General features: G+C 71.9%; 23 protein-coding genes and 2 pseudogenes. 10 read left to right on the plus strand and 15 right to left on the minus strand.

Annotation, left to right across the window (positions count from 1 at the left end):
- Window positions 1-86: 86 nt before the first annotated feature.
- Window positions 87-806, plus strand: a complete 720-nt coding sequence (locus tag AB0O07_RS23610; protein WP_365636357.1) for an aspartate/glutamate racemase family protein — start codon at window positions 87-89, stop codon at window positions 804-806.
- 51 nt (window positions 807-857) lie between these two features.
- Here the strand turns inward: AB0O07_RS23610 and AB0O07_RS23615 are convergent, their stop codons facing one another.
- Window positions 858-1778, minus strand: a complete 921-nt coding sequence (locus AB0O07_RS23615) for a LysR family transcriptional regulator (RefSeq protein ID WP_365636359.1) — start codon at window positions 1776-1778, stop codon at window positions 858-860.
- Between the two features lie 167 nt (window positions 1779-1945).
- Here AB0O07_RS23615 and AB0O07_RS23620 point away from each other — a divergent pair, with 167 nt between their 5' ends.
- Both AB0O07_RS23620 and AB0O07_RS23625 read left to right on the plus strand, forming a co-directional pair.
- Window positions 1946-3307 carry an MFS transporter gene (locus tag AB0O07_RS23620; protein WP_365636362.1) on the plus strand — a complete coding sequence of 454 codons (1362 nt, stop codon included), beginning with the start codon at window positions 1946-1948 and terminating at the stop codon, window positions 3305-3307.
- Window positions 3308-3571: 264 nt separating this feature from the next.
- A complete protein-coding gene (locus tag AB0O07_RS23625; protein WP_365636365.1) occupies window positions 3572-4555 on the plus strand; it encodes a sigma-70 family RNA polymerase sigma factor in 984 nt (327 codons plus the stop codon).
- 281 nt (window positions 4556-4836) lie between these two features.
- Here AB0O07_RS23625 and AB0O07_RS23630 read toward each other — a convergent pair whose 3' ends face one another.
- Window positions 4837-6594 carry a carboxylesterase family protein gene (locus AB0O07_RS23630; protein WP_365636368.1) on the minus strand — a complete coding sequence of 586 codons (1758 nt, stop codon included), beginning with the start codon at window positions 6592-6594 and terminating at the stop codon, window positions 4837-4839.
- 132 nt (window positions 6595-6726) lie between these two features.
- On the minus strand, window positions 6727-6993 hold the full coding sequence (locus tag AB0O07_RS23635; protein WP_365636369.1) for an STAS domain-containing protein: 267 nt from the start codon (window positions 6991-6993) through the stop codon (window positions 6727-6729).
- Window positions 6994-7111: 118 nt separating this feature from the next.
- On the opposite strand from AB0O07_RS23635, the gene AB0O07_RS23640 reads away from it, so the two are divergent.
- Window positions 7112-7774, plus strand: coding sequence for an HAD family hydrolase (locus AB0O07_RS23640; RefSeq protein ID WP_365636371.1), 663 nt, complete (start codon window positions 7112-7114; stop codon window positions 7772-7774).
- On the opposite strand, the gene AB0O07_RS23645 is transcribed toward AB0O07_RS23640, so the two are convergent.
- The 9 genes and pseudogenes from AB0O07_RS23645 to AB0O07_RS23685 form a co-directional block, all read right to left on the minus strand.
- Window positions 7767-8351: a Uma2 family endonuclease gene (locus AB0O07_RS23645; protein ID WP_365636373.1), complete on the minus strand. Its 585-nt coding sequence runs from the start codon at window positions 8349-8351 to the stop codon at window positions 7767-7769. The two genes, AB0O07_RS23640 and AB0O07_RS23645, sit on opposite strands and share 8 nt — an antisense overlap.
- A 106-nt stretch (window positions 8352-8457) precedes the next feature.
- Window positions 8458-9735 carry a thymidine phosphorylase gene (locus tag AB0O07_RS23650; protein ID WP_365636375.1) on the minus strand — a complete coding sequence of 426 codons (1278 nt, stop codon included), beginning with the start codon at window positions 9733-9735 and terminating at the stop codon, window positions 8458-8460.
- Between the two features lie 108 nt (window positions 9736-9843).
- Window positions 9844-10332 carry a cytidine deaminase gene (locus AB0O07_RS23655; protein WP_365636377.1) on the minus strand — a complete coding sequence of 163 codons (489 nt, stop codon included), beginning with the start codon at window positions 10330-10332 and terminating at the stop codon, window positions 9844-9846.
- Window positions 10329-11618, minus strand: a complete 1290-nt coding sequence (locus AB0O07_RS23660; protein ID WP_365636380.1) for an ABC transporter permease — start codon at window positions 11616-11618, stop codon at window positions 10329-10331. Before AB0O07_RS23660 ends, AB0O07_RS23655 begins: the two co-directional genes overlap by 4 nt.
- Before the next feature lie 158 nt (window positions 11619-11776).
- Window positions 11777-12871 (minus strand): annotated as a pseudogene (locus AB0O07_RS23665) (ABC transporter permease); the annotation flags it as partial.
- On the minus strand, window positions 12868-14490 hold the full coding sequence (locus AB0O07_RS23670) for an ABC transporter ATP-binding protein (protein WP_365636795.1): 1623 nt from the start codon (window positions 14488-14490) through the stop codon (window positions 12868-12870). The pseudogene AB0O07_RS23665 and the gene AB0O07_RS23670, both read right to left, overlap by 4 nt.
- Window positions 14491-14850: 360 nt before the next feature.
- On the minus strand, window positions 14851-15900 hold the full coding sequence (locus AB0O07_RS23675) for a BMP family ABC transporter substrate-binding protein (protein WP_365636382.1): 1050 nt from the start codon (window positions 15898-15900) through the stop codon (window positions 14851-14853).
- Window positions 15901-16145: 245 nt separating this feature from the next.
- Window positions 16146-17387: an amidohydrolase gene (locus tag AB0O07_RS23680; protein WP_365636797.1), complete on the minus strand. Its 1242-nt coding sequence runs from the start codon at window positions 17385-17387 to the stop codon at window positions 16146-16148.
- An 87-nt stretch (window positions 17388-17474) separates the two neighbouring features.
- Window positions 17475-18533: a LysR family transcriptional regulator gene (locus AB0O07_RS23685; RefSeq protein WP_365636384.1), complete on the minus strand. Its 1059-nt coding sequence runs from the start codon at window positions 18531-18533 to the stop codon at window positions 17475-17477.
- 134 nt (window positions 18534-18667) lie between these two features.
- On the opposite strand from AB0O07_RS23685, the pseudogene AB0O07_RS23690 reads away from it, so the two are divergent.
- The 3 genes and pseudogenes from AB0O07_RS23690 (at window position 18668) to AB0O07_RS23700 (ending at window position 22289) form a co-directional block, all read left to right on the plus strand.
- Window positions 18668-19531, plus strand: a pseudogene (locus AB0O07_RS23690) (alpha/beta hydrolase).
- Window positions 19528-20931, plus strand: coding sequence for an MFS transporter (locus AB0O07_RS23695; protein WP_365636387.1), 1404 nt, complete (start codon window positions 19528-19530; stop codon window positions 20929-20931). The pseudogene AB0O07_RS23690 and the gene AB0O07_RS23695 overlap by 4 nt, the downstream one beginning before the upstream one ends.
- A 23-nt stretch (window positions 20932-20954) precedes the next feature.
- Window positions 20955-22289 carry an MFS transporter gene (locus AB0O07_RS23700; protein ID WP_365636389.1) on the plus strand — a complete coding sequence of 445 codons (1335 nt, stop codon included), beginning with the start codon at window positions 20955-20957 and terminating at the stop codon, window positions 22287-22289.
- Between the two features lie 120 nt (window positions 22290-22409).
- Here AB0O07_RS23700 and AB0O07_RS23705 read toward each other — a convergent pair whose 3' ends face one another.
- The 3 genes from AB0O07_RS23705 to AB0O07_RS23715 form a co-directional block, all read right to left on the minus strand.
- Entirely contained in the window at window positions 22410-22925 is a 516-nt protein-coding gene (locus AB0O07_RS23705) for a DUF6879 family protein (protein WP_365636800.1), read from the minus strand.
- A 101-nt stretch (window positions 22926-23026) separates the two neighbouring features.
- Entirely contained in the window at window positions 23027-23239 is a 213-nt protein-coding gene (locus AB0O07_RS23710) for a DUF397 domain-containing protein (protein ID WP_365636392.1), read from the minus strand.
- Window positions 23236-24066, minus strand: a complete 831-nt coding sequence (locus AB0O07_RS23715; protein WP_365636394.1) for a helix-turn-helix transcriptional regulator — start codon at window positions 24064-24066, stop codon at window positions 23236-23238. The genes AB0O07_RS23710 and AB0O07_RS23715 overlap by 4 nt, the downstream gene beginning before the upstream one ends.
- Window positions 24067-24169: 103 nt before the next feature.
- On the opposite strand from AB0O07_RS23715, the gene AB0O07_RS23720 reads away from it, so the two are divergent.
- From AB0O07_RS23720 to AB0O07_RS23730, 3 genes are all read left to right on the plus strand, one after another.
- Window positions 24170-24400 (plus strand): hypothetical protein, encoded by a 231-nt coding sequence (locus AB0O07_RS23720; protein WP_365636397.1) that lies wholly within the window; start codon window positions 24170-24172, stop codon window positions 24398-24400.
- A 131-nt stretch (window positions 24401-24531) separates the two neighbouring features.
- Window positions 24532-24738: a hypothetical protein gene (locus AB0O07_RS23725; protein ID WP_365636399.1), complete on the plus strand. Its 207-nt coding sequence runs from the start codon at window positions 24532-24534 to the stop codon at window positions 24736-24738.
- Window positions 24735-25346, plus strand: a complete 612-nt coding sequence (locus AB0O07_RS23730; RefSeq protein WP_365636402.1) for a hypothetical protein — start codon at window positions 24735-24737, stop codon at window positions 25344-25346. Before AB0O07_RS23725 ends, AB0O07_RS23730 begins: the two co-directional genes overlap by 4 nt.
- The last annotated feature ends 48 nt before the right edge of the window (window positions 25347-25394 follow it).

The raw sequence follows: 25394 nt of genomic DNA on the forward strand, positions 1-25394 counted from the left end.
CGCTCCCCTCCCGCTCCCCTTCCCCACCCCTCCCGCTCCCCCTTCGATCCATCGAGTCGATCCATCGAGCAGCAGAAGGCGGCACCGTGCGCATTCTCGTCGTCAACGTCAACACCACGCCCAGCATCACCGCGTCCATCGGCGCGCAGGCGGCCGGCGCGGCCTCGCCCGGCACCGAGATCGTCCCGCTCACGCCCGCCTTCGGCGCCGAGTCCGTCGAGGGGAACTACGAGAGCTATCTCGCCGCCGTCGCCGTGATGGAGACCGTACGGGCCTACCCGGAGCCGTTCGACGCCGTCATCCAGGCCGGGTACGGCGAGCACGGCAGGGAGGGGTTGCAGGAACTCCTCGACGTGCCGGTGGTCGACATCACGGAGGCGGCGGCGAGCACGGCCCAGTTCCTCGGGCGTACGTACTCCGTCGTCACCAGCCTCGACCGTACGGTCCCGCTGATCGAGGAGCGGCTGCGCATAGCCGGGCTCGGCGCCCGGTGCGCCTCGGTGCGGGCCAGCGGGCTCGCCGTACTCGACCTGGAGCGGGACGAGTCGGCCGCCGTCGAGGCCATCGCCGAACAGGCCGCGCGCGCCGTCGACGAGGACCGGGCCGAGGTCGTCTGCCTGGGGTGCGGCGGGATGTCGGGGCTGACCGAGCGGGTGGTGGCGCGGACCGGGGTGCCGGTGGTGGACGGGGTGACCGCCGCCGTGACCATCGCCGAGTCGCTCGTACGTCTCGGGCTCACCACCTCGAAGGTACGGACGTACGCGCCGCCCCGGCCGAAGAAGTTCGTCAACTGGCCGCCGCAGTAAGCCGCGTCGGCCCGAAGCCCGGGACGGCGCTCACTCCGGTCCAGGACCGGCTCACTCCGGGAGGAGCCGGCCCCGGCGCGAGAGCAGGAAGCGTTTGAAGGCGGCCACCGGCGGGGTGTCCGGGTGGCCGGCGAGCCACGCGACGCCGATCTCGCGCGCCGCGCGCGGCGCCGTGACCGTCAGCTCGACCACCCCGGGACGGGCCACCGCGGGCGGCGGCAGCAGCGCCACCCCAAGACCCGCCGCGACCAGCCCGCGCAGCGTCTCCGCCTCCTCCCCCTCGAAGGCGACCCGGGGCCGGAACCCCGCCTCCGCGCAGAGGTCGTCGGTGATCCGGCGCAGCCCGTACCCCGGTTCGAGGGTGACGAACGTTTCGTCGGCGGCCTCCGCGAGCCGGATCCTGCGCCGCCCGGCGAGCCGGTGGTCGTCCGGGACGACCAGCCGCAGCCGCTGTTCGTCGAGGCGGCGGGAGACCAGGTCGGGGGCGTCCGGGACCGGGGAGGTGAGACAGAGGTCGAGCTCGCCCGCGCGCATCCGTTCGATCATGGCCTCGCCGTAGTTCTGGACGAGCTGGAACCGTACCCGGGGGTGGTCCACGCGGAAGGCCCTGATCAGGGCGGGTACGGTCTCGGAGCCCATGGTGTGCAGAAAGCCGAAGGCGACCTTGCCGGAGGCCGGGTCGGCGTCGGCCCGTACCGACTCGGCGGCCCGCTCCACCTCGCCGAGGGCCCGTTCGACGGAGGCGAGAAAGGCCCGTCCCGCGTGGGTGAGCGCGACCGTACGGCCCTTACGGGCGAAGAGGGCGACCCCCAGGTCCTGTTCGAGCCGGACCATGGCCCGGGAGAGGGTGGACTGCGGGACGCCCAGGTCCTCGGCGGCGCGGGTGACATGCTCGTGGCGGGCCACCCCGGCGAAGTGGGCGAGGCGCGGGGCGAGCACGGCGGACCAGGGCGTCGACGCCGTGTGACCCATGTCCTGTCGGCTGCCTTGTCGGCTGCCTTGTTGGTTGCCTTGTTGAATGTCTTGTTGGTAACCGCTCCGTGACAGGGACGCCGGTGACCTCTGCTCATGCGCCATGGGAACGATTATGGCCGTTCCATGCATTGGACGCATGAAAGGTCCATGCTTACCTTCGATACATGCCTTCCGCCAGTACCGAGGCGCCCGCCACCCCGGGTGCCGCCCCCTCGACGACCACGATGCCTTCGACGGCCTCGGATTCCCTTCTCTCCCCCGGCCGTCCCGGCTACCGCCGGATGAGCCTCGCGCTCTTCGCCGCCGGGGTCGCGACCTTCGCCCTCCTCTACTCCACGCAGGCGCTGCTGCCCGCGATCTCCGCCGGGTTCGGGGTGAGCGCCGGCCTGGCGAGCTGGACGGTCTCCGCGGCGACGGGCGCGCTCGCCGTGCTGGTGCTGCCGCTGAGCGCGCTCTCGGAGCGGTTCGGGCGCCGTACGCTGATGACGGTCTCCCTGGTCGTGGCGGTGGCGGTCGGGCTGCTGGTGCCCTTCGCGCCGAACGTCGAGACGCTGATCGCGCTCCGCGCCGTACAGGGGGCCGCGCTGGCCGGACTGCCGGCCTCCGCGATGGCGTATCTGGCGGAGGAGGTACGGCCGAAGGCGCTGGTCGCCGCAATCGGACTGTTCGTCGCGGGCAACAGCGTCGGCGGGATGACCGGCCGGATCCTCACCGGCTGGGTCGCCCAGCTCTGGGGGTGGCGCGCGGCGCTGGGCGCGGTGGGGCTGCTCGCCCTGGCGTGCGCGGTGGCCTTCCGCATCCTGCTCCCCAGGGCGCGGCACTTCACCCCCCGCTCGCTCAGCGCGAAGGGCCTGGCCCGCACGGTGGGCGGCCATCTCTCCGACCCGCTGCTGCGCCGGCTGTACGCGATCGGCGGGCTCTTCATGGTGGTGTTCGGCGCGGTCTACACGGTGATCGGCTACCGGCTGGTGGCCGAACCCTTCAACCTGTCGCAGGGCGTGATCGGTTCGATCTTCCTGGTCTACCTGGTGGGTACGGTCTCCTCGGCGGCGGCCGGCCGGCTCGTCGCCCGGCTGGGCCGGCGCGGCGCGCTCTACCTGGCGGTCACCACGACCACGGCGGGCCTGCTGCTCTCCCTGAGCGACACGCTGGCGGCGGTGCTGCTGGGCCTGGTGCTGATCACGGCGGGCTTCTTCGCGGGCCACGCGGTCGCCTCCGCCGCGGTGAGCCGCACCGCGAAGACGGCGCGCGCGCAGGCCTCCGCGCTCTACCAGTCCGCGTACTACCTGGGCAGCAGCGCGGGCGGCACCCTCGGCGCTGTCGCCTTCCACGCGGGCGGCTGGGCGGCGACGGTGGCGCTGGGCCTCACGGCGGGGCTCGGGGTCGTCGCGATCACGCTGTACGGGACCCGGGCGGCGCGGGCGGAGGAGCGCGGGGCGCGGACGGCGCAGGCGGAGGAGCGCGGGGCGCGGACGGCGCAGGCCGGGCGGACGGCACAGACGGAAGCGCGCACGGCGCTGTCGTAACCCCCCGTTCCCCGTCCTCTCCCCGTCCCTCTCCCCATCCTCTCCCCGTCACCCCGCCGATCCTCCGTCACCCCATAACTCCAGGAGCCCCGGGACCCCTGAATCCCGGGGCTCCTGGTCTTCCGGGCATTTGGCGAATCCGTGTCACGGAGCGGCGCGGGACGGTAACTTCCGGAGAGACCCACGAGGTGATGGGCGAGAGACTGGACACCAGAGGCCAGAGGCTCCAGAGGCCGAAGGCCAGAGGGCTATCGGGGTGAGGCCATGAGTGAGAGTGCCGCGACGCAGGACCTGGACGTCAGGCTGGAGAAGCACCGTACGGAGCTGACCGGCTACTGCTACCGGATGCTCGGTTCCGCGTTCGAGGCGGAGGACGCGGTCCAGGACACGATGGTCCGGGCCTGGAAGAGCTTCGAGAAGTTCGAGGGCCGCTCCTCGCTCCGCTCCTGGCTCTACCGGATCGCGACCAACGTCTGTCTCGACATGCTCACGGCAGGCAACCGCCGCGCCCGCCCCATGGACCTCAGCGGCCCCACCCCGGTGGCGCAGGCACAGCTCAATCCGCAGCCGGAGGTCGTCTGGCTGGAGCCGGTGCCGGACGGGCGGGTGCTGCCGTCGATGGCGGACCCCGCGGAGGCGGCGGTGTCCCGCGAGACGATCCGGCTGGCGTTCGTCGCGGCGCTCCAGCATCTGCCGCCGAAGCAGCGGGCGGTGCTGATCCTGCGCGAGGTGCTGGCGTGGAAGGCGAGCGAGGTCGCGGAGCTGCTGGACACGTCGGTCGCCTCGGTCAACAGCGCGCTCCAGCGGGCGCGGGCGACGATCGCCGAGTCCGAGGCGGCCACGACGGAGACCTCGGATCCGCTGAACGAGGAGCAGAAGGCGCTGCTGGAGCGGTACGTCACGGCCTTCGAGGGCTACGACATGAAGGCGCTGACGGCTCTGCTCCACGACGACGCCAAGTTCACCATGCCGCCGTTCGACCTCTGGCTCCAGGGTCACGACGACATCGTGGCCTGGCTGCTCGGCCCGGGCGCGGCGTGCCGGGGCTCGCGGCTGCTCCCGACGTTCGCCAACGGCACGCCGGCCTTCGCGCACTACAAGCCGACGGAGTCGGGCGACGGGTACATGCCGTGGGCGCTCCAGGTCATCGAGATCGAGGGCGGCCGGATCTCGACCTGGCACTGCTTCCTGGACACGGCGCGGTGGTTCCCGCTCTTCGACCTGCCGATGCGGCTGGAGAAGGAGTAACCGGACACCGGGGGCCCCGACGTCACCGTAACGCGGACGCCGTCGGGGCCCGGACACCGCTGGGGCCGCCGGGTGCCTGAGCCCGGACACCGCCGGGGCCGGACACCGCTGGGGCCCGCCGGAGCACCGGACGTCACCGGAGCCGGCCGGGGCCCGGACACCGCTGGGGCCCGGCCCGCGTCCTGCCGTACCGGCGGCGGGGCGCGGGCCCGGACTCCGGCGGGGAGGGCTCCGGCCGGGCGGGCTCCGGCCCGGCGGCCGGGGCGGTCCCCGTCGGCCGGCTAGGAGCCGCTTGCCGGTATGCCCTCCCCCGGTAGCCGGAGCGCGGTGAAGGCGTACGCCTCCCAGAGCCGGCGGGAGGCCTCCTCCGGGTAGGGGACGGCCGCGTTCGCCGTGCCGTCGAGGACGAGGACGCGGCGCTCCTTCGTGTCGTACGCGGGCCATGCGCCGCCCGGGGCGCCGTCCGGACCCGCGGCCGAACCCGCAGCGGGGCCCGCGACCGAAGCCCCGACCCCGTTCCCGTCACCGGCCCCGTCACCGTCCCCGGCGCCCGTGGCGAAGGCGGTCCACTCGGCGCGGACGCGGGCCGACAACTCCTCGGCAGCCGGGGGCGGTTCCTGCCCCATCAGCATCGCCGCCAGCCCACCGGCGAAGTTGCCGAAGGTCAGCGGCACGTCCAGGGCGTGGCAGGCCCCTAGGGCGCCGCCCATTCCCGGGGCGGGCCAGGTCAGTTCGTAACTCCGGGTACGGCCGCCCGATGCGGCGTGCGCCTCGGCGAGGCGGAGGCTCGGCATCCGGAACAGCCAGTCGGAGAAGACGAGTTCGTGCAGCGTCTCGGCGCTCGCGTCCGGGTAGGCGGTACGGTACGCGGCGACGCTGTCGGTCACCGGGCCGAGGGCGCCCAGCACGTCGAGGGCCTGCTCCTCGGTGATCCGGCCGAGCGCCCCGCCCATCGCGCTGAACAGCCGGTACTCCTCCCGGTTGTGCCCGGTGATCACCTCGATGTCCCGCGCCGCGCCGTCCGCCAGGGCCTCCCACGGGGCACGCGGCAGGATCTCGCCGTCGACCACGGGCGAGTACGGTACGGACGTATGCGCGACCGGGCCCCAGCGGTCCTCCCGGGCGGGCATGGAGCGCGCGACGGCCTCCCCGGCCGCGATCAGCCGCCCCGGCGCGACCAACGCCAGATCCGCGGCCGACGCCTCGGCATCCGGGCCGACCTCGGCGGCGATGGCGGCGGCGAAGTCCCTGGCCAGCCCGGGTGAGAAGTACGTCCCCGGCACGCTCTGCGCGATGGCCCGGGAGAAGAGCCCGGCGGCGCGGTCCATGACCAGCAGCGCGGCGACGGAGCCGGCGCCCGCGGACTCCCCGAAGACGGTGACGCGGCCGGGGTCGCCGCCGAACGCCGCGATGTTCTCCCGTACCCACTCCAGGGCGGCGACCTGGTCGAGCAGCCCCCGGTTCTCGGGCGCCCCCTCCAGCGAGACGAACCCTTCGACGCCGACCCGGTAGTTGAGCGTGACGAGCACCACCCCGCCCTCCCGGGCGAGCCGGGCCCCGTCGTACAGGGGGTCGGCGGAACTCCCCGCCATATAGGCACCGCCATGGATCCACACCATGACGGGCGCCCCGCCGGACTCCCCGGCCCCGGACTCCCCGGCCCCGGTCTCCGCGCCCCCGGGAAGCGGTTCCGGCGTCCAGACATTGACGGTCAGCCATTCGTCGCGGCGTCCCCCGTCCCCGTGCCAGGCCCCGCCCTCGTCCTCCGCGCCGTCCCCGCCGCGCGTCCCCGCATCCGACGGCCGGGCGGCGAGGCTGGGCGCGGCCTGCGGGCACGGCGGGCCGAACTCCCCCGCGTCCCGGACCCCTTCCCACCCCTCCACGGGGCGCGGCGCGGCGAACCGCAGGGCGCCGACCGGGGGTTGCGCGTACGGAATCCCCCGGAACACCGAGAGCCCGCCCTCGCGGCGCCCCCGTACCACCCCCGCGGCGATACGCACATCGACGTCGGACTCGGGCTCGGACTCGGCTGCGGTCATCGCTGGTCCTCTCGGCCGGGCCGACCGGCTGGTCGGCGAGTACGCCACGCCGGGCGCGGTACTCCGACAACGCCCGGGACACACGCCCCGGTTCCGCCCCCGGGCCCGAACCACCCCCGGGTCACCCCAGGGTCACCCCCCAGGAGGCCCCGCCTCCTCCCCCAGCCAGGCCAGCCCCACCAGTTCCAGCAACCCGGCCAGCTCCCGCCCGACCCCCCGTAACCGCAGCGCACACCCGCGCCGACGGACGTCCAGATGCAGCGCGGCGAGCACCTCCACCGCCGCGAGCCCCGGCCGCCGCAGCCCCGCCACATCGCACACGACCCCCACCCGGGGCCCGGCCCCGGCCAGCCGCTCCGCCAACTCGGCGCGGAGCCGGGGCACATCACCGGGGGTCACCTGCCCCGCGATGACGAGAGCGATCGTATTCCTGGCATCCGCATCCACACCCGGGGAGACCGGTCCCACCCCCGGAACTCATCGCTCTGCCCCGCGCAGAGCCCGTACGCTGCCAGGCATGAGCTCTGACCCTGTCGAACTGGTGATCTTCGACTGCGACGGTGTCCTGGTGGACAGCGAGCGGATCTGCGTCCGGGTGGACGCGCAGGTCTTCGCGGCGCTGGGCGTCCACTTCACCGAGGAGGAGATCATAGAGACCTTCGTCGGCTCCTCGGGGGAGATCTACGAGGCGGCCGTCGCGGAACGCCTGGGCCGCCCGCTGGAGCCGGGGTGGGACAAGGCGTACCAGCATCTCTACCGGGAGGCGCTCGACGCCGAACTGACCGAGATCGACGGCGTCACCGAGACGCTGGAGGCCCTGAGCCTCCCCTTCTGCCTCGCCTCGAACGGCGCCCACGCCGTCATCCGCCGCAACCTGACGACCGTGGGCCTGTACCACCACTTCGAGGGCCGCGTCTTCAGCGCCGCCGACGTCCCCCGGGGCAAGCCCGCCCCTGACCTCTTCCTCCACGCGGCCCGGGTGATGGGCGTACCCCCGGCGCGCTGCGCGGTCGTGGAGGACAGCCCGTACGGCGTGACGGCGGCCCGCGCGGCGGGCATGCGCGCCTTCGGCTACGCGGGCGGCCTGACGGCCCCGCACAGGCTGGCGGGGCCGGGGACGGTCCTCTTCGAGGACATGCGCGAGCTGCCGGGGCTGCTGGCGGGGCGGCCGGTCAACTGATGGGCAGTTCGGAGGTGTCGATCACCAGGTCGAAGGGGGCGGGGAGGGTGAACTTGTCGCCGTATTCGACCGCTGCGAGCGTCCGGTACGTGGCGCCCTCGGGCTCGCCGTAGAGCGTTGCGGACGGGCGCCCGAAGTGCCACGGGTCGAGCAGCAGATAGAGCGGAACACCGGCCTGGGCGTAGCCGTGAAGCTTGGCAATGCGGTCATGGTTGCCGTTGGCGCGTGAGGTGATCTCGACGACGAGCTTCGCATCGCTCGCGGGGAACAGATCGCCGGGCGCGGGCCGGTCCTCCTCCGCCGCGACCAGCAGGTCGGGGATGTAAAGGCCCTTGCGGCCCGGCACGGCTGCTTCCTGTGTCTGGAAAATCCTCCAGTTGCTCGGAATGACTGTGTACAGCAGGCGCTGAACACTGTCCGCAGTCGAGTTGTGGTCCCAGGACGGCGACGGTGACACGGTGACGATCCCCTCGATGATCTCCACCTTGCAGCCCTCGGGTACGTCCGTCTCCTTCCAGAGATGGACCAGGTCGTCCCAGCCCTGGTTGGGCTCGGGCTCGACGGTGAGTGCGGTCATGGCGGTTCCTTTCGTTCTGTCACCGATTCCAGCATGCCGAACGGGACCGGTGGCCGTCCACCGATCCCGTTCACCCGAATGGGGAAACCGCAGGTCAGAGCCGAGGTCAGGCGATACGTTCCCGCACCACCGGGGTCGCTTCGTACGGGGTGCCCTGGGGGGCGATGTCGTACGTGTTCTCCAGGGCCTGGGTGGCGTACGCGAACTTCTCCGGGGTGTCCGTGTGCAGGGTCATGAGGGGCTGGCCCGCGGTGACCGGGTCGCCGGGCCTGGCGTGGAGTTCGATGCCGGCGCCCGCCTGGACCGGGTCCTCCTTGCGGGCGCGGCCCGCGCCGAGGCGCCAGGCGGCGACGCCGACGCCGTACGCGTCCAGGCGGGTGAGGACGCCGGAGGCGGGGGCCGTGACGGTGTGGTGTTCGCGGGCCACCGGAAGCGCCGCGTCGGGGTCGCCGCCCTGCGCCCGGATCATGCGGCGCCAGACGTCCATCGCCCGGCCGTCGGAGAGCGCCTTCGCCGGGTCCGCGTCCTTCAGGCCCGCCGCGTCGAGCATCTCGCGGGCGAGCGCCAGGGTCAGTTCGACCACGTCGGCCGGGCCGCCGCCCGCCAGGACCTCGACGGACTCGCGGACCTCCAGGGCGTTCCCCGCGGTGCGCCCGAGCGGTGTGGACATGTCGGTGAGGAGGGCCACCGTCCGTACGCCGTGGTCGGTGCCGAGGCCGACCATCGTGGACGCCAGTTCGCGGGCGTCCTCGATCGTCTTCATGAAGGCGCCGGAGCCGACCTTCACGTCCAGGACCAGCGAACCCGTCCCCTCCGCGATCTTCTTCGACATGATCGACGAGGCGATCAGCGGGATCGCCTCCACCGTGCCGGTGACATCGCGCAGCGCGTACAGCTTCTTGTCGGCCGGGGCGAGCCCGTCGCCCGCCGCGCAGATGACCGCGCCGGTGGTGTCCAGCACGTCGAGCATTTCCGCGTTGGAGAGCTGCGCGCGCCAGCCGGGGATGGACTCCAGCTTGTCGAGCGTGCCGCCGGTGTGACCGAGGCCGCGCCCGCTGAGCTGCGGTACGGCGGCCCCGCACGCCGCGACCAGCGGGGCCAGCGGGAGGGTGATCTTGTCGCCGACGCCGCCGGTGGAGTGCTTGTCGGCGGTCGGTCGGGAGAGCGCCGAGAAGTCCATGCGCTCGCCGGACGCGATCATCGCGGCGGTCCAGCGGGCGATCTCCGTACGGTTCATGCCGTTCAGCAGGATGGCCATGGCCAGCGCCGACATCTGTTCGTCGGCGACCTCGCCCCGGGTGTAGGCGTCGATCACCCAGTCGATCTGCTCCGGGCTCAGCTCGCCCCGGTCGCGCTTGGTGCGGATGACGGAGATGACGTCCATGGGCAAGTCCTAGTTCTTGGGGGGTGAGCGACGTTCTCGGGGTGGAGCGGTGTACGAACGTTCAAGCGGCCCCGGCGCCGCCGGGTCGCGGCGGGGCCGGGGCCGGGTTCAGGGGACGCGGCCCGCCGGGCCGTCGTCGTCCTGGTCCAGGTGGGCGGCCCGCTTCAGGTGGTCCGGGCCGAACGCCTGCGGGAGCATCTCCGCCAGCGTACGGATTCCGTCCGGGGTCTCCAGGATCAGCCCGGGGCCCCCGAACTCGTACAGGAGCTGCCGGCACCGCCCGCACGGCACCAGCACCTCGCCCGCGCCGTCCACGCAGGTGAAGTGGGTGAGCCGGCCGCCCCCGCTGAGCTGGAGCGCGGAGACGAGGCCGCATTCGGCGCAGAGGCCGAGGCCGTACGAGGCGTTCTCGACGTTGCACCCGGTGAGCGTACGGACCGTACGGCCGCCGTCGGTGACCGCGCGGGCCGCGACGCCGACCGGGTAGCCGGAGTACGGGGCGTACGCGCGGGACATCGCGTCCCGCGCCGCCGCCCGCAGGGCGTCCCAGTCGACCGGTGCCTCACGGCGCTCCGTACCGTCCGTACGCCGGGTCATTTGCCCTGGCCCTTCCGGTACGGAAGTCCGTCCGCCTTCGGCATCCTGAGCCGCTGCGCGGAGAGCGCGAGGACCAGCAGGGTGGTGACGTACGGCGCCGAGTCCACGAACTGGCTGGGCACCTGGTCGGTCAGCCCGTACCAGACGAAGAGCAGCGCCGCGACGGCCGCCGAGATCACGGCCTGGAGGTACTTCTTCTTGTAGAGCTGCCAGCCCACCACCAGCACCAGCAGGATCGCCAGGAGCAGCAGCATCGCGTGGACGTTCTCGGCGCCGCCGCGCAGCTTGAGGCTGTCGGTGAAGCCGAAGAGCCCCGCGCCGAGCGCCATCCCGCCGGGCATCCAGTTGCCGAAGATCATCGCGGCGAGGCCGATATAGCCCCGCCCGCCGGTCTGGCCCTCCTGGTAGATGCCGGTGGAGACGATGACCAGGAACGCGCCGCCGAGCCCGGCGAGGGCGCCGGAGACGGCCACGGCGATGTACTTGTACGTGTAGACGTTGACGCCGAGCGACTCCGCGGCGACCGGGTTCTCACCGCAGGAGCGCAGCCGCAGCCCGAAGGCCGTGCGCCAGAGCAGCCACCAGGTGCCCGGGATCAGCAGCAGCGCGAGGACGGTGAGCAGCGAGAGCCCGGTGACCAGACCGCCGACCAGGCCGGCCAGGTCGGAGACGAGGAACCAGTGTCTGGCCTGGAGGTCCTGCATCCAGTCGGAGAGCCCGGGGACGGTGATCCTGGGCAGCGCGTCGACGCGGGGGGACTGCTTGGAGGAGCCGCCGTCGGCCGTGTCGAAGGTGAACCGGGAGAGGTAGCGGGTGACCCCGACGGCGAGGATGTTGATGGCGACACCGGAGACGATGTGGTTGACGCCGAAGGAGACGGTGACGACGGCGTGCAGCAGCCCGCCGATCGCGCCGCCCGCGATCCCGAGGAGGACCCCGGTCCAGGGCCCCCACTGGTAGCCGGCCCAGGCGCCGAACCAGGTGCCGAGGACCATCATCCCTTCGAGCCCGATGTTGACGACGCCCGCGCGCTCGGCCCAGAGGCCGCCGAGTCCGGCGAGGCCGATGGGGATGGCGAGTTCGAGGGCGCCGGCGACCTGGCCGACGGAGGTGATGTCGTCGGCGCCGCTGATGAGCCGGACGAGCGAGACGAGGGCGAGTCCGGCGGCGACGATCAGGAGGATGACGGGGAGGGAGAGCGCGGGCCGGCCGCCGCCCTTGCGGGGGGCGCCGCTCGTGGCGGAGACGGTGCTGGTGCTGCTGCTGGTGCCGGTGCTCGTGGTCACAGCGCGGATCCCTCCTTCTCGTTCTTCTCGTTCTTGTCGTCGCGGGAGCCGTTGTCCTGCGTGTCAACCGCTACGTTGCCCGAAGACGCGGCCTCCGGCGCGTTGTCGCCCGCCGTACCGCCCGCCGTACCGCCCGCAGGACCGCCCGCCGGGCTCGCGGTGAGCGCGCCGCCCGCCGCGAGCTCCTCGCCGACCTTCTGCTGCTGGCGGCGGAGCCCGTACCGGCGGACGAGTTCGTAGCTGACCACGACCGAGATCACGATCAGGCCCTGCATGATCGTGGCGATCTCCTTCTCGTACCCGAACTGGTCGAGCGAGGCGGAGGACTTGTCGAGGAAGGCGATCAGCAGCGCGCTGAACGCGATGCCCAGCGGGTTGTTCCGGCCCAGCAGGGCGATGGTGATACCGGTGAAGCCGATGCCGGTGGGGAAGTCGAGGCTGTACGTGTGGGTGTCGCCCAGCAGCGTCGGCATCCCGGCGAGCCCGGCGATACCGCCGGAGACCAGCATCGCGGTGAGGACCATCTTCTTGGCGTCGACCCCGGAGGCCTGCGCTGCGGACTCGCTGGCGCCGGTGGCGCGCAGGTCGAAGCCGAAGCGGGTACGGCCGAGGACGAACCAGTACGCGATGCCGCACGCGGCGGCGACGAAGGTGAAGCCGTAGATCTCGCCGGCCTCCGCGCCCATGTCCAGACCGGGGAACCAGCCGGACGGCGGGATGTCGCCGGTGGTCAGGTTGTTGGAACCGGCGGGCTGGACACCGAAGTTGGCCGGCAGGATCAGCCAGGCGACCAGGGCGGTGGCGATCGAGTTGAGCATGATCGTGGAGACGACCTCGCTCACCCCGCGCGTCGTCTTGAGGATGCCGGCGATCCCGGACCAGACGGCGCCGACCAGCATCGCGACGATCACGATCAGGGCGATCTGGAGCGGCCCCGGCAGGTCGACACTGGCGCCGACGAGCGCGGCCGTCATCGCGGCGAGGCGGTACTGGCCGTCGACCCCGATGTTGAAGAGGTTCATCCGGAAGCCGATGGCGACGGCGAGCGCGGCGAGGTAGTACGTACCGGCCTGGTTGACGATCAGGACCTGGACGTCCTCGTACGAGGCCGACTCGAACATGATGCGGTACGGCTCGACCGGATCGCTGCCCGAGACGAGCAGCACCACCGTGGTGAGCGCGAGGGCGACGACCAGGGCGAGCAACGGGCCCGCGAGGCCCAGGATCAGCCGGTCCTTGTCGAACTTCTTCATCGGGCGTCGCCCTCCGGGGATGCGGAGTCCGCTGCGTCTGCCGCGGGCTCGGGGGCCGCGTCGGTGGTGGCGTCCGCGGAGGCGGGGGCCGCCGCGGATACGGAAGCGGGGTCCGCCTCCAGGTGGCCCGAGGCCGCGCCCGTCATCGCGGAGCCCAGCTCCTCGGGGGTGATCGTGGCGGGGTCGGCGTCGGCGACCAGGCGGCCCCGGTACATCACCCGCAGGGTGTCGGAGAGGCCGATCAGCTCGTCCAGGTCGGCGGAGACCAGCAGGACGGCCAGGCCCTCCCGGCGGGCCGCGCGGATCTGGTCCCAGATCTGGGCCTGCGCGCCAACGTCCACGCCCCGGGTGGGGTGCGCGGCGATCAGCAGCTTGGGGCGGTGGCTCATCTCGCGGCCGACGATCAGCTTCTGCTGGTTGCCGCCGGAGAGGGAGGCCGCGGTGACCTCGATACCGGGGGTGCGGACGTCGTACTCCCGTACGATCCGCTCGGTGTCGGCGCGCGCCGCCTTGAGGTCGAGCAGGCCCCGGCGGCTGTTGGGCTCCTCGGTGACATGGCCGAGGATGCGGTTCTCCCAGAGCGGGGACTCCAGGAGCAGCCCGTGCCGGTGGCGGTCCTCGGGGATGTAGCCGATGCCGTCCTCGCGCCGCTTGCGGGTGGGCGCGTGGGAGATGTCCTCGGTGCCGAGGGTGATCGTGCCGCCGTCGGGGTCGCGCATCCCCATCAGCGCCTCGATCAGCTCGGTCTGGCCGTTGCCCTCGACCCCGGCGATGCCCAGCACCTCGCCCCGGTGGATGGTGAGGCCGATACCGTCCAGGACCTCGCGTACGACGCCGTCGGGGTCGGTCGCGGTGAGCCGGAGCCCGTCGACGGTGAGCACGGGCACGTCGGTGACGGTGCGCTCGCGGGTCTCCGGGGAGGGCAGTTCGCTGCCGACCATCAGTTCGGCGAGCTGCTTGACGGTGGTGGCCGCCGGGTCGGCGGTGCCCACGGTGGTGCCCCGCCGTATGACGGTGATGTCGTCGGCGACCGACAGCACCTCGCCCAGCTTGTGCGAGATGAAGATGACGGTGAGCCCTTCCGCCTTCAGCTCCCGCAGGTTGTCGAAGAGCGCGTCGACCTCCTGCGGGACGAGGACGGCGGTCGGCTCGTCGAGGATGAGGATCCGGGCGCCCCGGTAGAGGACCTTGAGGATCTCGACGCGCTGCCGGTCCGCGACGCCCAGGTCCTCGACGAGCACGTCGGGGCGCACGCCGAGCCCGTACGCGTCGGAGATCTCCTTGATCTTCCGGCGCGCCTTGTTCCCGATGCCGTGCAGCTTCTCGCCGCCGAGGACGACGTTCTCCAGGACGGTGAGGTTGTCGGCGAGCATGAAGTGCTGGTGGACCATGCCGATACCGCGCGCGATGGCGTCGCCGGGGCTGGCGAAGACGGCCTGGTCGCCGTCGATGGCGATGGTGCCCTCGTCGGGCCGCTGCATCCCGTAGAGGATCTTCATCAGGGTCGACTTGCCGGCCCCGTTCTCCCCGACGAGGGCGTGCACGGTGCCCTTGCGGATGGTGATGTCGATGTCGTGGTTGGCGACGACACCGGGGAACCGCTTGGTGATCCCGCGCAGATGGACGGCGGGCGGCGGGGTGCCGACGGGGGTACCGGGCGGCGGGGTGCCGGCCTGTGAACCGGTCGGGGTGCTGGACGCGTTGATGACGCACTCTCCTCGGCGGAAAAGGAGCGGGGGTGAGGCCGCGGGGCAGGGCGGGGTGAGCTATCGCGCCGGGGTGACGTCAACACGCGTAGCGCTGCCAGAACGTGATGCGGATACGGGACGGGGATACGGGACGGGGATACGTGACCGCGTGACTACGTGACGCGGATACGGGAGCAGGGCCCCGTGAGAACGTGGCAGAACTCACGGGTCCCTGTCGCATCCCTGCGCGCGGACCCCGGCCGGGGGGAGCCGGGGTCCGCGCGCGGGGGGTCACGGGGTGGTCTTGACGGTGATCTTGCCGTCGATGATGTCCTTCTTCGCCTTGTCCACGGCGGCGACGACATCGGTCATCTTGGTGTACGCGGGGTTGGAGTCGGCCAGGCCGACGCCGTCCTTGTCGAGGCCGTAACGGACCTCACCGCTCTGCGGCTTGCCGTCCTTCACCGACTTGATCAGGTTGAAGACCGCGTCGGAGACGTCCTTGGTGACCGAGGTGAGGATGTGGTCCTTGTACTTGGCCAGACCCTTCTGCTCGTACTGGTCGGAGTCGACGCCGATGGCCCACTTGCCGGCCGTCGCCGTCGCCTCGATGGCGCCGAAGCCCGCCAGGCCCGCGGCAGGGTAGACCACGTCGGCCTTCTTGTCGAGCTGGCCCTGCGCGGCGGCCTTGCCGAGGTCGGGCTTGGAGAAGCCGCTGAAGTCCGGCGGCTGGGTGAGGTACTGGGCCTGCACCTTGACCGAGGGGTCGGTGGCCTGGACGCCCTGCTCGAAACCGGCCTGGAACTTCTTGATCAGCGGGGTCTCGACACCGCCGATGAAGCCGACGGTCTTCGTCTTGGTGACCTTGGCGGCGGCGACGCCCGCCAGGTAGGAGCCCTGCTCCTCGTTGAAGACCATGTTGACGATGTTCGGGCCGGTCTTGGAGGAGTCGTCGATGATGCCGAAGGTGGTCTTCGGGAACTTCTTGGCGACCTTCTCCAGCGCGGGCGCGTAGGCGAAGCCGACGCCGATCACCGGGTTGTTGCCGGCGCGGGCCAGGTCGGTGAGGCGCTGCACCTTGTCGGCGTCGGCCTCCCCGGAGGTGGGCTCGGCGTCGGTGCCCTTGATCTTCAGCTCGCTCTCGGCCTTGGCCAGGCCGGCGTAGGCGGCGTCGTTGAAGGACTGGTCGCCCTTGCCGCCGATGTCGTACGCGATGGCCGCCTTGGCCTCCCCGGAGCCGCTTCCGGCGTCCGACGACGACTTGCCGCCGCAGGCGGTGGCGGAGAGCGCGAGGGCCGCGGTGGCGGCGCCCACGGTGGCTATCCTGGTGATCCGGCGCAAGGGAGGCTCCTTCTGGCCTAAGCGCCTCTTCCGGCGCTGGTTTCGCGGCGATCGTAACGCGCGTAGATGTCAGATAAAGACCTGTACGGAAGCCGTTATCGGATCGTCGCGAACGAGAGGCGAACGGGAGCCGACGGCGGGGCGATGCGAGGCGACCGACGGACACACCGGGGTTACCGGCCGGTCACAGATGGTCGCCGCGCGCCCCTTTGCATACGTTTTACGCACCGCCCGCCCCCGCCCCCTTACGTACGGTCGGAACTCTCCCCGTCCAGCAGCGCGGCGGCCGTGAACAGCTCCACGGCGACCTGGATGGCCTGCTCGTCCACGTCGAAGTCGCCCCGGTGCAGGTCGTACCGGGCCTGGCTGCCCGGGACCCGTACGCCGAGCCGCGCCATGGCGCCCGGCACCTGCTCCAGGTACCAGGAGAAGTCCTCGCCGCCGAGGCTCTGCTCGGTGTCCTCGATCGCATACGATCCGCGGCGCGCGGCCTGGGCGGTACGGAGCAGCTCGGTGACGGCCGGGTCGTTGACGACCGGCGGCACCCCGCGCACATACGTGATCTGGGACTTGGCGCGGTGGAGCGTGGCGACCTCGTCGATGGCGGCGTGCACCAGGTCCGGCGCCTCCCGCCAGGAGGTGAGGTCGAGGCAGCGGACGGTGCCGGAGAGCTCGGCGTGCTGCGGGATGACATTGGAGGCGTGGCCCGACGCGATGCGCCCCCAGGTGACGGCGAGCCCGGAGCGGGCGTCGATCCGGCGGGCGAGGAGCGCGGGGACCTCGGTGGCGACCTTGGCGACGGCGGTGACCAGGTCGGTGGTGAGGTGCGGGCGGGCGGTGTGGCCGCCGGGCCCGTCGAGGGAGACCTCCAGCCGGTCACAGGCGGAGGTGATCGGACCCGGCCGCAGTCCGATCGTTCCGGCGTCGACCTTGGGGTCGCAGTGCACGGCGATGATCGAACCGACCCCGTCCAGGACCCCCGACTCGATCGCGTCGGCGGCGCCGCCGGGCAGCACCTCCTCGGCGGGCTGGAAGACCAGCCGTACGGCATTGGGCAGCAGCCCGCGCCGGTCCAGGTCGGCGAGGACGAGCCCCGCGCCGAGGACGGCGGTGGTGTGCACGTCGTGCCCGCAGGCGTGCGCCCGGTCGGGCACGGTGGAGCGGTACGGGACGCCCGTCTTGGTATCCGGGATGGGCAGCCCGTCGATGTCGGCCCGGAGCGCGAGCATGGGGCGCGCGGGGTCGGGGGTCCCGATGTCACAGACGAGCCCGGTCCCGGAGTGCAGCACGCGCGGCGCGAGACCGGCCGCCTCCAGTCTCCGCTTGAGCGCGGCGGTCGCCCGGAACTCCTGATTCCCCAGCTCAGGGTGCATGTGCATGTCCCGGCGGAAGGCGATCAGCTCTTCGCGCAGGGGTTCGGGCAGGGCGCCGGGGAGCAACGGGTGCGTGGGAGCACCGGGCTGGTCGGTTTCGGACTCGCGGGACATCAACTGGCTCACCTGTCGAAGGGTAGGCCCCTTTAGTGATCAACCAACCCTGGATCTACAAAATTTCAGCCACTCAGAGGAAGAAATTTACGGCGTCCATGTATGGCGATCGGTGACAGCGGGTATAACAGGCGGCTTCACCCAGTCGGGTGTCCACGTCCCGGCCCGGGAGTCCGCCTGGTGGGCGGTGTCGAGCGGGCCGGGCGGGCCGAGTGGATCGAGTGGACCGAGCCGGTGGTCGAGCGCGGCACCGATATCGGGGCAGTTCCCTCGGATGACGCCGAGGAAGGCATTCAGCGCCGGGGAACGGTCCCGGGCGCTGAAGGACAGGACCAGATCGGGCAGCGGCGTGCGCGGGGTCACCTCGCAGAACCACGTGCCCCGCCGTGGGACCGCCAGCATGCGAGAGGGTCCCAGGCCGACGCCCACCCCGCAGGCGGCGAGGCCGATGATGGTGTGGACGTCCCTCGCCACGGTCGCACCGGAGAGCGCCGGGGAGTCCTCGCCCAGGAGGGTCCGCAGCACGGTGGCGACGGCGGGCTCGTCCTCCCCCGGCGCGATGATCAGCGGCTGTCGCCGCAGCCGGTCCACGTCCACCGACGGCTGTCCCGCGTACGGGTGCGTACTGCTCACGACCGCGACCAGGTGGTCGTGTCCGATCGGGACCGACACCAGATGCTCGGCCCCGATGCCCCCTGGCCGGCCGAGGCCGATCGCCACGTCCAGTTCCCCGGCGACGAGCGCCGCCGTACTGCGCCGGGTCGCCATCTCGTGCAGCTCCAGCCGCACATCGGGACGTTCACGGCCGAACCGGCCGAGGACGTCCGGCAGGGGATCGAGCAGCGCCGAGGCGATGAACCCCAGGCGCAGCCGCCCCGTCTCGCCGCGTGCCGCCCTGGCCGCGTCGACCGAGGCCGCCGCGATCTCGTCGAGCGCCCTGCGGGCCCGGGCGAGGAAGGCCGCGCCCGCGGCCGTCGGGAACACCCCCTGGCGGGTGCGGTCGAACAAGCGGGTGCCGACTTCCCGTTCGAGGTCGGCGATCTGTTTGGACAGCGGAGGCTGCGCGATGCCCAGCGCACCGGCCGCCCGGCCGAAGTGCGCGTGCTCGGCGAGGGTCAGCGCGTACCGCAGATGCCGCGCCTCCATGTCAGCCTCCCGTTCCTATCCCGCCGTCCATGTCCCACCATCCCCGTCCCACCATCCATATCTCAAATGTATCGCCGATCAGTTTGTCAGATCTTTTTCTGGATGATCGGGGGCGGGCCGTGTGGAATGCGTTCATGACTGATTCTTCCCCCACGGCCACTACGGCCCCCGCGGACACCGTCTTCGTCCTCGTGCACGGTGCCTGGCACAGCTCCGGGCAGTGGGCGGCGACGCAGCGCGCACTCGCCGGGCTCGGTGCCGCGAGCATCGCCGTCGACCTGCCGGGGCACGGCTTCGACGCCCCGCTGCCCAGCGGATACCTCCAGCCGGGCCAGCCGGGCCTGCTGACCGAGAGGTCCGCGCTCGCCACCGTGACGATGGACGACAGCGCAGCGGCCGTGCTGGACACGCTGCGCCAGGCACGCCGCCACCGTCGTGTCGTGCTCGTCGCACACAGCGCGGGCGGCGGCCCCGCGTCACTGGCCGCCGAGCGCGCGCCCGAACTCGTCGACGAGATCGTCTACCTCTCCGCCTTCGTGCCCGCCGGACGGCCCCGGTTCTCCGACTACCTCGACTCGCCCGAGAACGCCACGGCACGGGGCCGGAGCCTCAACCTCGGCGACCCCGGGGAAGTGGGCGCCGTACGGATCAACCCGCTCTCGCAGGACCCCGCGTACGTCGAGGAACTGCGGCAGACCCACTACCACGACACCCCTCCGGACCGCTTCGGCCGCTGACGCTCGGCGCTGAGCCCCGATCTGCCGCTGGCGATCCCCACCACCCCGGTCGCCGTGACTCCGCGACGGTGGGGGGACGTCCCGCGGACCTTCCTGCGCTGCGCGGACGACCGGGCGCTGCCGACGGCCGTGCAGGATCTGATGATCGCGGAAGCCGACCGGGCCATGCCCGGCAACCCGTTCACCGTACGTACGCTCCCGGGCAGCCACAGCCCATTCGCCGCCCGGCCCCGTGAGCTCGCCACGGCCCTGCTCTCGTGAGCGGCGGACGCCTCACCGGACGCCTCGCAGGACACCTCACCGGACGACTGGTCCTGCCGGTGGTGCTCAGCGCCACCTTCGCGCAACTGCTCAACGTCACCGTCGCCCAGGTGGCAGCGCCGGCGATACAGGCCGGCCTGGGCGCCGGTCCGGGCGCCGTGCAACTGGTCCTCGCCGGATACACCCTGACGTACGCGTGCCTGCTCATCCCCGCCGCACGGCTGGGCGACCGGTACGGCTACCGCCGGCTGTTCGTGGTGGGCACCGTGGTCTTCGCCGCGGGTTCGGTGGCCGAAGCGTGTGCCCCCGACGCCCTGTCGCTGATCACGGCCCGGCTGGTGCAGGGCGCGGGCAGCGGCCTGGTCGCCCCCCAGGTCCTGTCGCTCATCCAGGCCACCACCCCCGCGACCCACCGGCCGCGCGCCCTCGGCCTGTACGGAGCCACCATGGCCGTCGCGTCGCTGGCCGGGCCGCTGATCGGCGGCCTCGTCCTCAGCGCCGATCTCTTCGGCCTCGGCTGGCGGCCGGTGCTGCTCCTCACCGTGCCGGTGGCGCTCGCCTCGCTGGCCGGAGCGACCGCGCTGCCCCGCACCCGAGGGGCGGACGGACTCCGCGTCGACAAACCGGGGGCGCTGCTGGTGACCGTGGGAGCCGGCGCGCTGGTCCTGCCCCTGGCGCTGGGGCGGGAAGCAGGGTGGCCCTGGTGGACGTGGACCTGTTTCGCCGTGGCCGTGGCCGCCCTCGGCCACTTCGTCCGGAGCCTCCCGCACCGGCCCGACCCGCTGATCCATCCCTCGGTGCTGCGTGACCGGTCGGCCCGGAGGGGCACGTTGCTGGTGTTCGTGTTCAACACGGGCGTGCCCTCCTTCACGTACCTGCTCTTCCTCCACCTCCAGTCCGCCGTCGGGTATTCGGCCCTGGCGGCCGCGCTGACGTCGGCACCGTTCGCCGCCGCCGCCGTCGCCGGCAGCAGAGCCGCGCCCGCCCTCACCCGCCGGTACGGACCGAGGGTGCTCACCGTCACGTCCCTGGCACTGGCCGGGATGTGCCTGACACTGGCCCCGCTGATCGCCTCGGCGACGGACCACCAAACGACACTGCCCCTACTGCCCCTACTGCCCGTACTGGCCGTCGGCGGAGCCGCGTTCGGCGCCTTCACCGCGTCGGTGTTCACCCTGGTCCTGGCCGGGGTGCACGGCCCGGCCGCCGGTTCGGTCTCCGGGCTGCTCCCCACCGCACAGCAGCTCGGCGGATCCATCGGAGTGACCGCCGCCGGACTCGCCTACTACGCCCCCGCCGCCGACGCGGCCACCGCGTTCCGGCACGCCATGCTCTACCAGGTCGCCACCTTCACGATCACCGCACTGATCAGCCTCCGGCTCCGCGACGGGCCTGGATAGGGTGACGGCGACGAGGGCGAGGCATGAAAAACCCAGAAGCCACAGAAACAACAGAAGGCCCAGAAGGCACAGAAGGCCCAAAATCAACAGAGACAACAGAAGCAACCGCGAAACCCAACCCCCCATCGCCGCCCCGGCGGCGTCACCTGGGGCGGCGGTTCGGCTGGCTGTGGGCGGCGTTCGCGGTCAGCTCGTACGGCACGGGGCTGGGCTTCGGCGCGTTCTCCCTGATCGCGGTGATCGTGCTGCACGCGGGCCCGGGCGAGGTGGCGGCGCTGGCGGCGGCGGGCCGGGCGGTGGGGGCGGTGATCGCGGTGCCGCTGGGGCCGTGGGTGGAGTTCCGCCGTAAACGCCCGGTGATGATCGCGACGGACCTGATCCGTTTCGCGGCCCTGGCGAGCATCCCCCTCGCCTACGCCCTGGACCGCCTGACCTTCTCCCACCTCCTCCTGATCTCGGTGGTGGTCGCGGCGGCCGACATCGCGTTCCGGGCGGCGAGCGGCGCGTATCTGAAGGCGCTGCTGCCCCCGGAGGACCTGCTGGTCGCGAACGGCCGGTTCGAGTCGACGACTTGGTCGGCGACGGCGATCGGCCCGCCGCTCGGGGGCGCCGCGATCGGCGTCTCCGGCCCGACGGCGACGGTCCTCGCCAACGCGGTCAGCTACCTGCTCTCGGCGCTGGGCATCCGGGCGATCGGCGGCACAGAACCCCCCGCACCCCGCCCCGCACCGTCCCCCGCCTCCTCCCGTAACCCCGCCTCCTCCCGTAAAGGGGACCTCCTCACCGGCTGGCACCACATCCTCACCCACCCGGTGCTGCGCCCCCTGTTCCTCAACGCCCTCCTGGTCAACGGCCTGATCATGGCGGGCGAACCGCTGCTCGCCGTCCTCCTCCTGGACCATCTGGGCCTCGCCCCCTGGCAGTACGGCCTGGTCTTCGCCCTCCCCTGCCTGGGCGGCCTGCTGGGCGCCCGCATGGCACCGCGCCTGGTCCGGAGATTCGGCCCCCACAAGGTCCTGCGCACTGCCGGCGCCCTCCGCTCCTGCTGGCCCGTCGGCCTGGCCTTCATCCCCCCGGGGCTCCCGGGAATGGCCCTGCTGATGGCCCTCCAACTGGCCCTGGTGACCTGCTGCGCCGTCTTCAACCCGGTCCTGGCCACGTACCGCCTCTCCCACACACCCCCCGACCGCATGGCCCGCACCCTGACCGCCTGGTCGATCTCCACCAGCGCCGCCATCGCCACCCTGACCGCCCTCTGGGGCCTCCTGGCCACCTTCACAGGCCCCCGCCCCGCCCTGGCCGCCGCCGGAATCCTCCTCCTGGCCACCCCGCTGCTGCTGCCGCGCGACCCGGCATGAGACTCGTATATCTGGATCTATACGGATCCGTATAGATCCAGATATACGAGCGGCGCACCGCCGCACGGCGTCTGCCCAGGGCGTCACGCGCTTCGTGCACGCTGGTGACGCCGGTGGGTTCTACTGGTCGGCGGCGAAGTCATCCCGTCGTGTGGCGAGGTGCCAGGCGGCATCGCGCCAGTAGTTGTGCTGCACGATCACGGCAGGATCTTCGATGATTTCACCGCCCAGGAAGTTCTCGTCGTCATCGAAGTGCATCCGTACCAGCATGCGCGAGTCGAACAACCAGTAGTCGTAGTCCGGGAGTTCGGCCGCATCGTCCCGCCTGAGGTAACGGATGTCCTCACCGGCCGCGTTGGTGTGCTGCGAGCAGAACACCCCGAAGCGGCTGTAATCCGTGGGCGGCATCGTGACCACCCGCACGCGCGTGAAGCGGCGGCCCTGGGCGGTGGTCTCCCGGATCATAGCCAGCCAGTTCTGGAACCACTCCAGGTCGACCGGCTCCCCCGCGACGAACTGACGCAGCGCCTCCGCCTCGTTGGCGGACTTGTAGTGGTCGCGCGTCTCCAGCCGGAAGGCCGTGTGCTCGAAGGTGCGAAAAAGTTTGCTGAACTCGGGGCCGATGAGCAGGCTCAGCGTTCTTCCTCCTGTTCAGGTAGCGGGCGTTCTCCCCGGAACACGGCCCGGCCCGCCTCCCTGGGAGGGCGGCGGGCCGGGCCGTGTTCCGGGGTGGGTGCTCAGACGGTGCCGGGCGCTTCGGCGCTGACTCCCGCCACGAAGGTCGCGAACGAGTCGGCGAGGAACGTCAGTTGGGGACCGGACGGGTTCTTGGAGTCACGTACGGGAACCACACCGCGCGAAGCGACGAGGTTGACGGCGACCTCCACACAGGTACCGCCATTGCCGCTGTAGGAGGAAGTGAACCAGCGAGGGGATTCGTCGGTTGTCACAGGATGCCCTTTCGTACCTCGTTGATCAGGGCCACGGACGCCGCTTGGGAGAGGGCTTCGGCCTGTAGTTGATGGTAGGCCCTCACCAGGGGCACCACAGTAGGGATATCGCGGTCCAGATAACCCCGGGTCTGCGACTCGACGTACGAGACCACGGACCGGTCGGACAGGGTCAGCAGATTGACCACCCTGCTGAACGGACAGCGCTCCCCTATGACGTAGGGGGCGATCTGGAGGATCGTGTTCGGCCGCTCCGCGAATGTGATCAACCGAGCCAACTGGGCGTCCATGACCTCCGGGCCTCCGATCGGCCTCCGGATACAGCTCTCGTCCAACACCGCGATCACGATGGGCGGATTGGGCCGTTCCAGAGCGGCCTGTCGCTCCGCCAGGACGGTGAGCCGCTCTTCGGCCTGCTCGGGCGGGATAACTCCGCGCTTGACGTTGGCCGCCTCCATGGCCGTCGCGTACTCCGTTGTCTGGAGCAGGCCCGGAATGGAGCCGACCTCGAAGATACGGATCTCCACGGCGCGCGCCTCGCACCGTACGTACTCCGAGAAGCCCTCCAGCAGGCTGCCGTTCCGGATCTTGCCCCACTCGCGCTCGAACTCGTCTCCGACGTCCAAGGCCAGATCAGCACGTCGCGCGAAGGGAAGAGTTGGCGGTTTGCGACCAGTTTCAACTGCCGAAATATGCTGCCCTGAATATTCCATCTGTCCCCCGAGGGCATCCTGCGTCACGCCACGCGCCTCTCGCACGCTGCGCAGGCGGGCTCCGAACGCCTCCCGCGGAGATGCTTCCGGGTTCAGCTCCTTGCGATTGACCATGCTGCGGCCGCCCCTTCCTTCTTCGCTGCCACGTTGCTGCCTAACTCAGCGTAGGCGAACCTGAACGCGCTTGGTAGTGGATTCACTACGGAGAGGAGCCGTCGTGCCCGACAAGAGCGTTTCCACCAAGCCGCAGCAGCAACCCCCGTACCCGCCGTCCCCCGACGGGCCCAAGCCCCCGATCGACCTTGCGCCCGAGCCCGGTTGTGACCTCTGCGCCTGGTGGGACAGGCGCAGGGAGAACGCCAAGCGCGGGATCGCCCCGGCCACGCCCCTGGAGTGCGCCCGGCAGATCGCGGCGCACCCGCATCGCAGGGCGGGGGACCCCGTATGACGCCCGGTGCGCGCGACGAATGGCCCTACCCGGTATGGCAGCCCCGGCGGCCCCGGCGTCTCCCGAGCCAGAGTCAGAGCCAGAGGCCGCAGACGGACGCGGCCGGCTCCGGGCAGGAACTCCGGGTGGGGATGGCGGTGTTCGACCACAGGACCGACATGCCCGGCTTCATCCAGTCCTTCGCGGGACTGATGGTCCGCCTGGTCCGCCCCTCGGGCCACACCTGGGAAGCGACCCGGCAGTCGGTGCGGCCGGCGACCGAGCGGGAGCGGACCCAGCTCCGTGCCCTCGCGGAACTCCACCGCAGGCAGCGGCCTCCCGCGCGGAGGGAGGGATGAACACCGGCCCGTTCTACCGTCTGACCGTGGTCTGTGAGGGGCCGGTCAACGGTACGTGGGTACGGGTCGTCCTCGCCGCCCGGCAGGCGGCGTCCCCGGACCGCACCCTGTCCTTCCTGCGCTGCCAGGCCCTGCGCATCGCCGACGGGCTCGACCCCGACCCGCAGTCCCTGTGGGCCCCTCGGGGCACCCTCGTTCCGGTAGGACTCCCCGTTCCGGACGCGCCCACCGAACTCCGGTGCTGGTGCGACGATTTCGTGGCCCAGGAGAAGGCCCGGAATCAGCTCCTCGCGGGTACGGAGTTCACCTTCCGCGCCGCCGACCACACCGGGCGCTACCTGCTCACAGCACTCCCCGTACCCGCGCCCGCTCTGTCGGCCCGGTCCTCCCTGTCGCCCCCGGCTCTCCCGGCTCTCCCGTCATCCCCGGCTCCCCCGGCTTTCCGGCACAGCCGCCCCGGCCGCCGCAGACACCGCAAACCCCGCTGGTACGACCGCTTCCGCCCCCGCCGCCGCCCCGGCCGGATACGTGTCGCCGCACGGCTGGGGCCGCGTGCTTGCTCGCGTGGACAGCCCGTTCCGCCTCTCCTGACCACCGCTCTTGACTGACGCCTCGATGCGTCGGGACAATCCCTGAGCACCTTTCGGAAGTTTCGA

Source organism: Streptomyces sp. NPDC093085 (assembly GCF_040683935.1).
Classification (GTDB): domain Bacteria; phylum Actinomycetota; class Actinomycetes; order Streptomycetales; family Streptomycetaceae; genus Streptomyces.

What these genes read in the sequence shown, in the direction of transcription:
- AB0O07_RS23615 (WP_365636359.1), bottom strand. Translation starts at nt 1,778, where the DNA reads ATGGGTCACACGGCGTCGACGCCCTGGTCCGCCGTGCTCGCCCCGCGC.
- AB0O07_RS23620 (WP_365636362.1), top strand. Translation starts at nt 1,946, where the DNA reads ATGCCTTCCGCCAGTACCGAGGCGCCCGCCACCCCGGGTGCCGCCCCC.
- AB0O07_RS23625 (WP_365636365.1), top strand. Translation starts at nt 3,572, where the DNA reads ATGAGTGAGAGTGCCGCGACGCAGGACCTGGACGTCAGGCTGGAGAAG.
- AB0O07_RS23630 (WP_365636368.1), bottom strand. Translation starts at nt 6,594, where the DNA reads ATGACCGCAGCCGAGTCCGAGCCCGAGTCCGACGTCGATGTGCGTATC.
- AB0O07_RS23640 (WP_365636371.1), top strand. Translation starts at nt 7,112, where the DNA reads ATGAGCTCTGACCCTGTCGAACTGGTGATCTTCGACTGCGACGGTGTC.
- AB0O07_RS23645 (WP_365636373.1), bottom strand. Translation starts at nt 8,351, where the DNA reads ATGACCGCACTCACCGTCGAGCCCGAGCCCAACCAGGGCTGGGACGAC.
- AB0O07_RS23650 (WP_365636375.1), bottom strand. Translation starts at nt 9,735, where the DNA reads ATGGACGTCATCTCCGTCATCCGCACCAAGCGCGACCGGGGCGAGCTG.
- AB0O07_RS23655 (WP_365636377.1), bottom strand. Translation starts at nt 10,332, where the DNA reads ATGACCCGGCGTACGGACGGTACGGAGCGCCGTGAGGCACCGGTCGAC.
- AB0O07_RS23680 (WP_365636797.1), bottom strand. Translation starts at nt 17,387, where the DNA reads ATGTCCCGCGAGTCCGAAACCGACCAGCCCGGTGCTCCCACGCACCCG.
- AB0O07_RS23685 (WP_365636384.1), bottom strand. Translation starts at nt 18,533, where the DNA reads ATGGAGGCGCGGCATCTGCGGTACGCGCTGACCCTCGCCGAGCACGCG.
- AB0O07_RS23700 (WP_365636389.1), top strand. Translation starts at nt 20,955, where the DNA reads ATGAAAAACCCAGAAGCCACAGAAACAACAGAAGGCCCAGAAGGCACA.
- AB0O07_RS23715 (WP_365636394.1), bottom strand. Translation starts at nt 24,066, where the DNA reads ATGGTCAATCGCAAGGAGCTGAACCCGGAAGCATCTCCGCGGGAGGCG.
- AB0O07_RS23725 (WP_365636399.1), top strand. Translation starts at nt 24,532, where the DNA reads ATGGCGGTGTTCGACCACAGGACCGACATGCCCGGCTTCATCCAGTCC.
- AB0O07_RS23730 (WP_365636402.1), top strand. Translation starts at nt 24,735, where the DNA reads ATGAACACCGGCCCGTTCTACCGTCTGACCGTGGTCTGTGAGGGGCCG.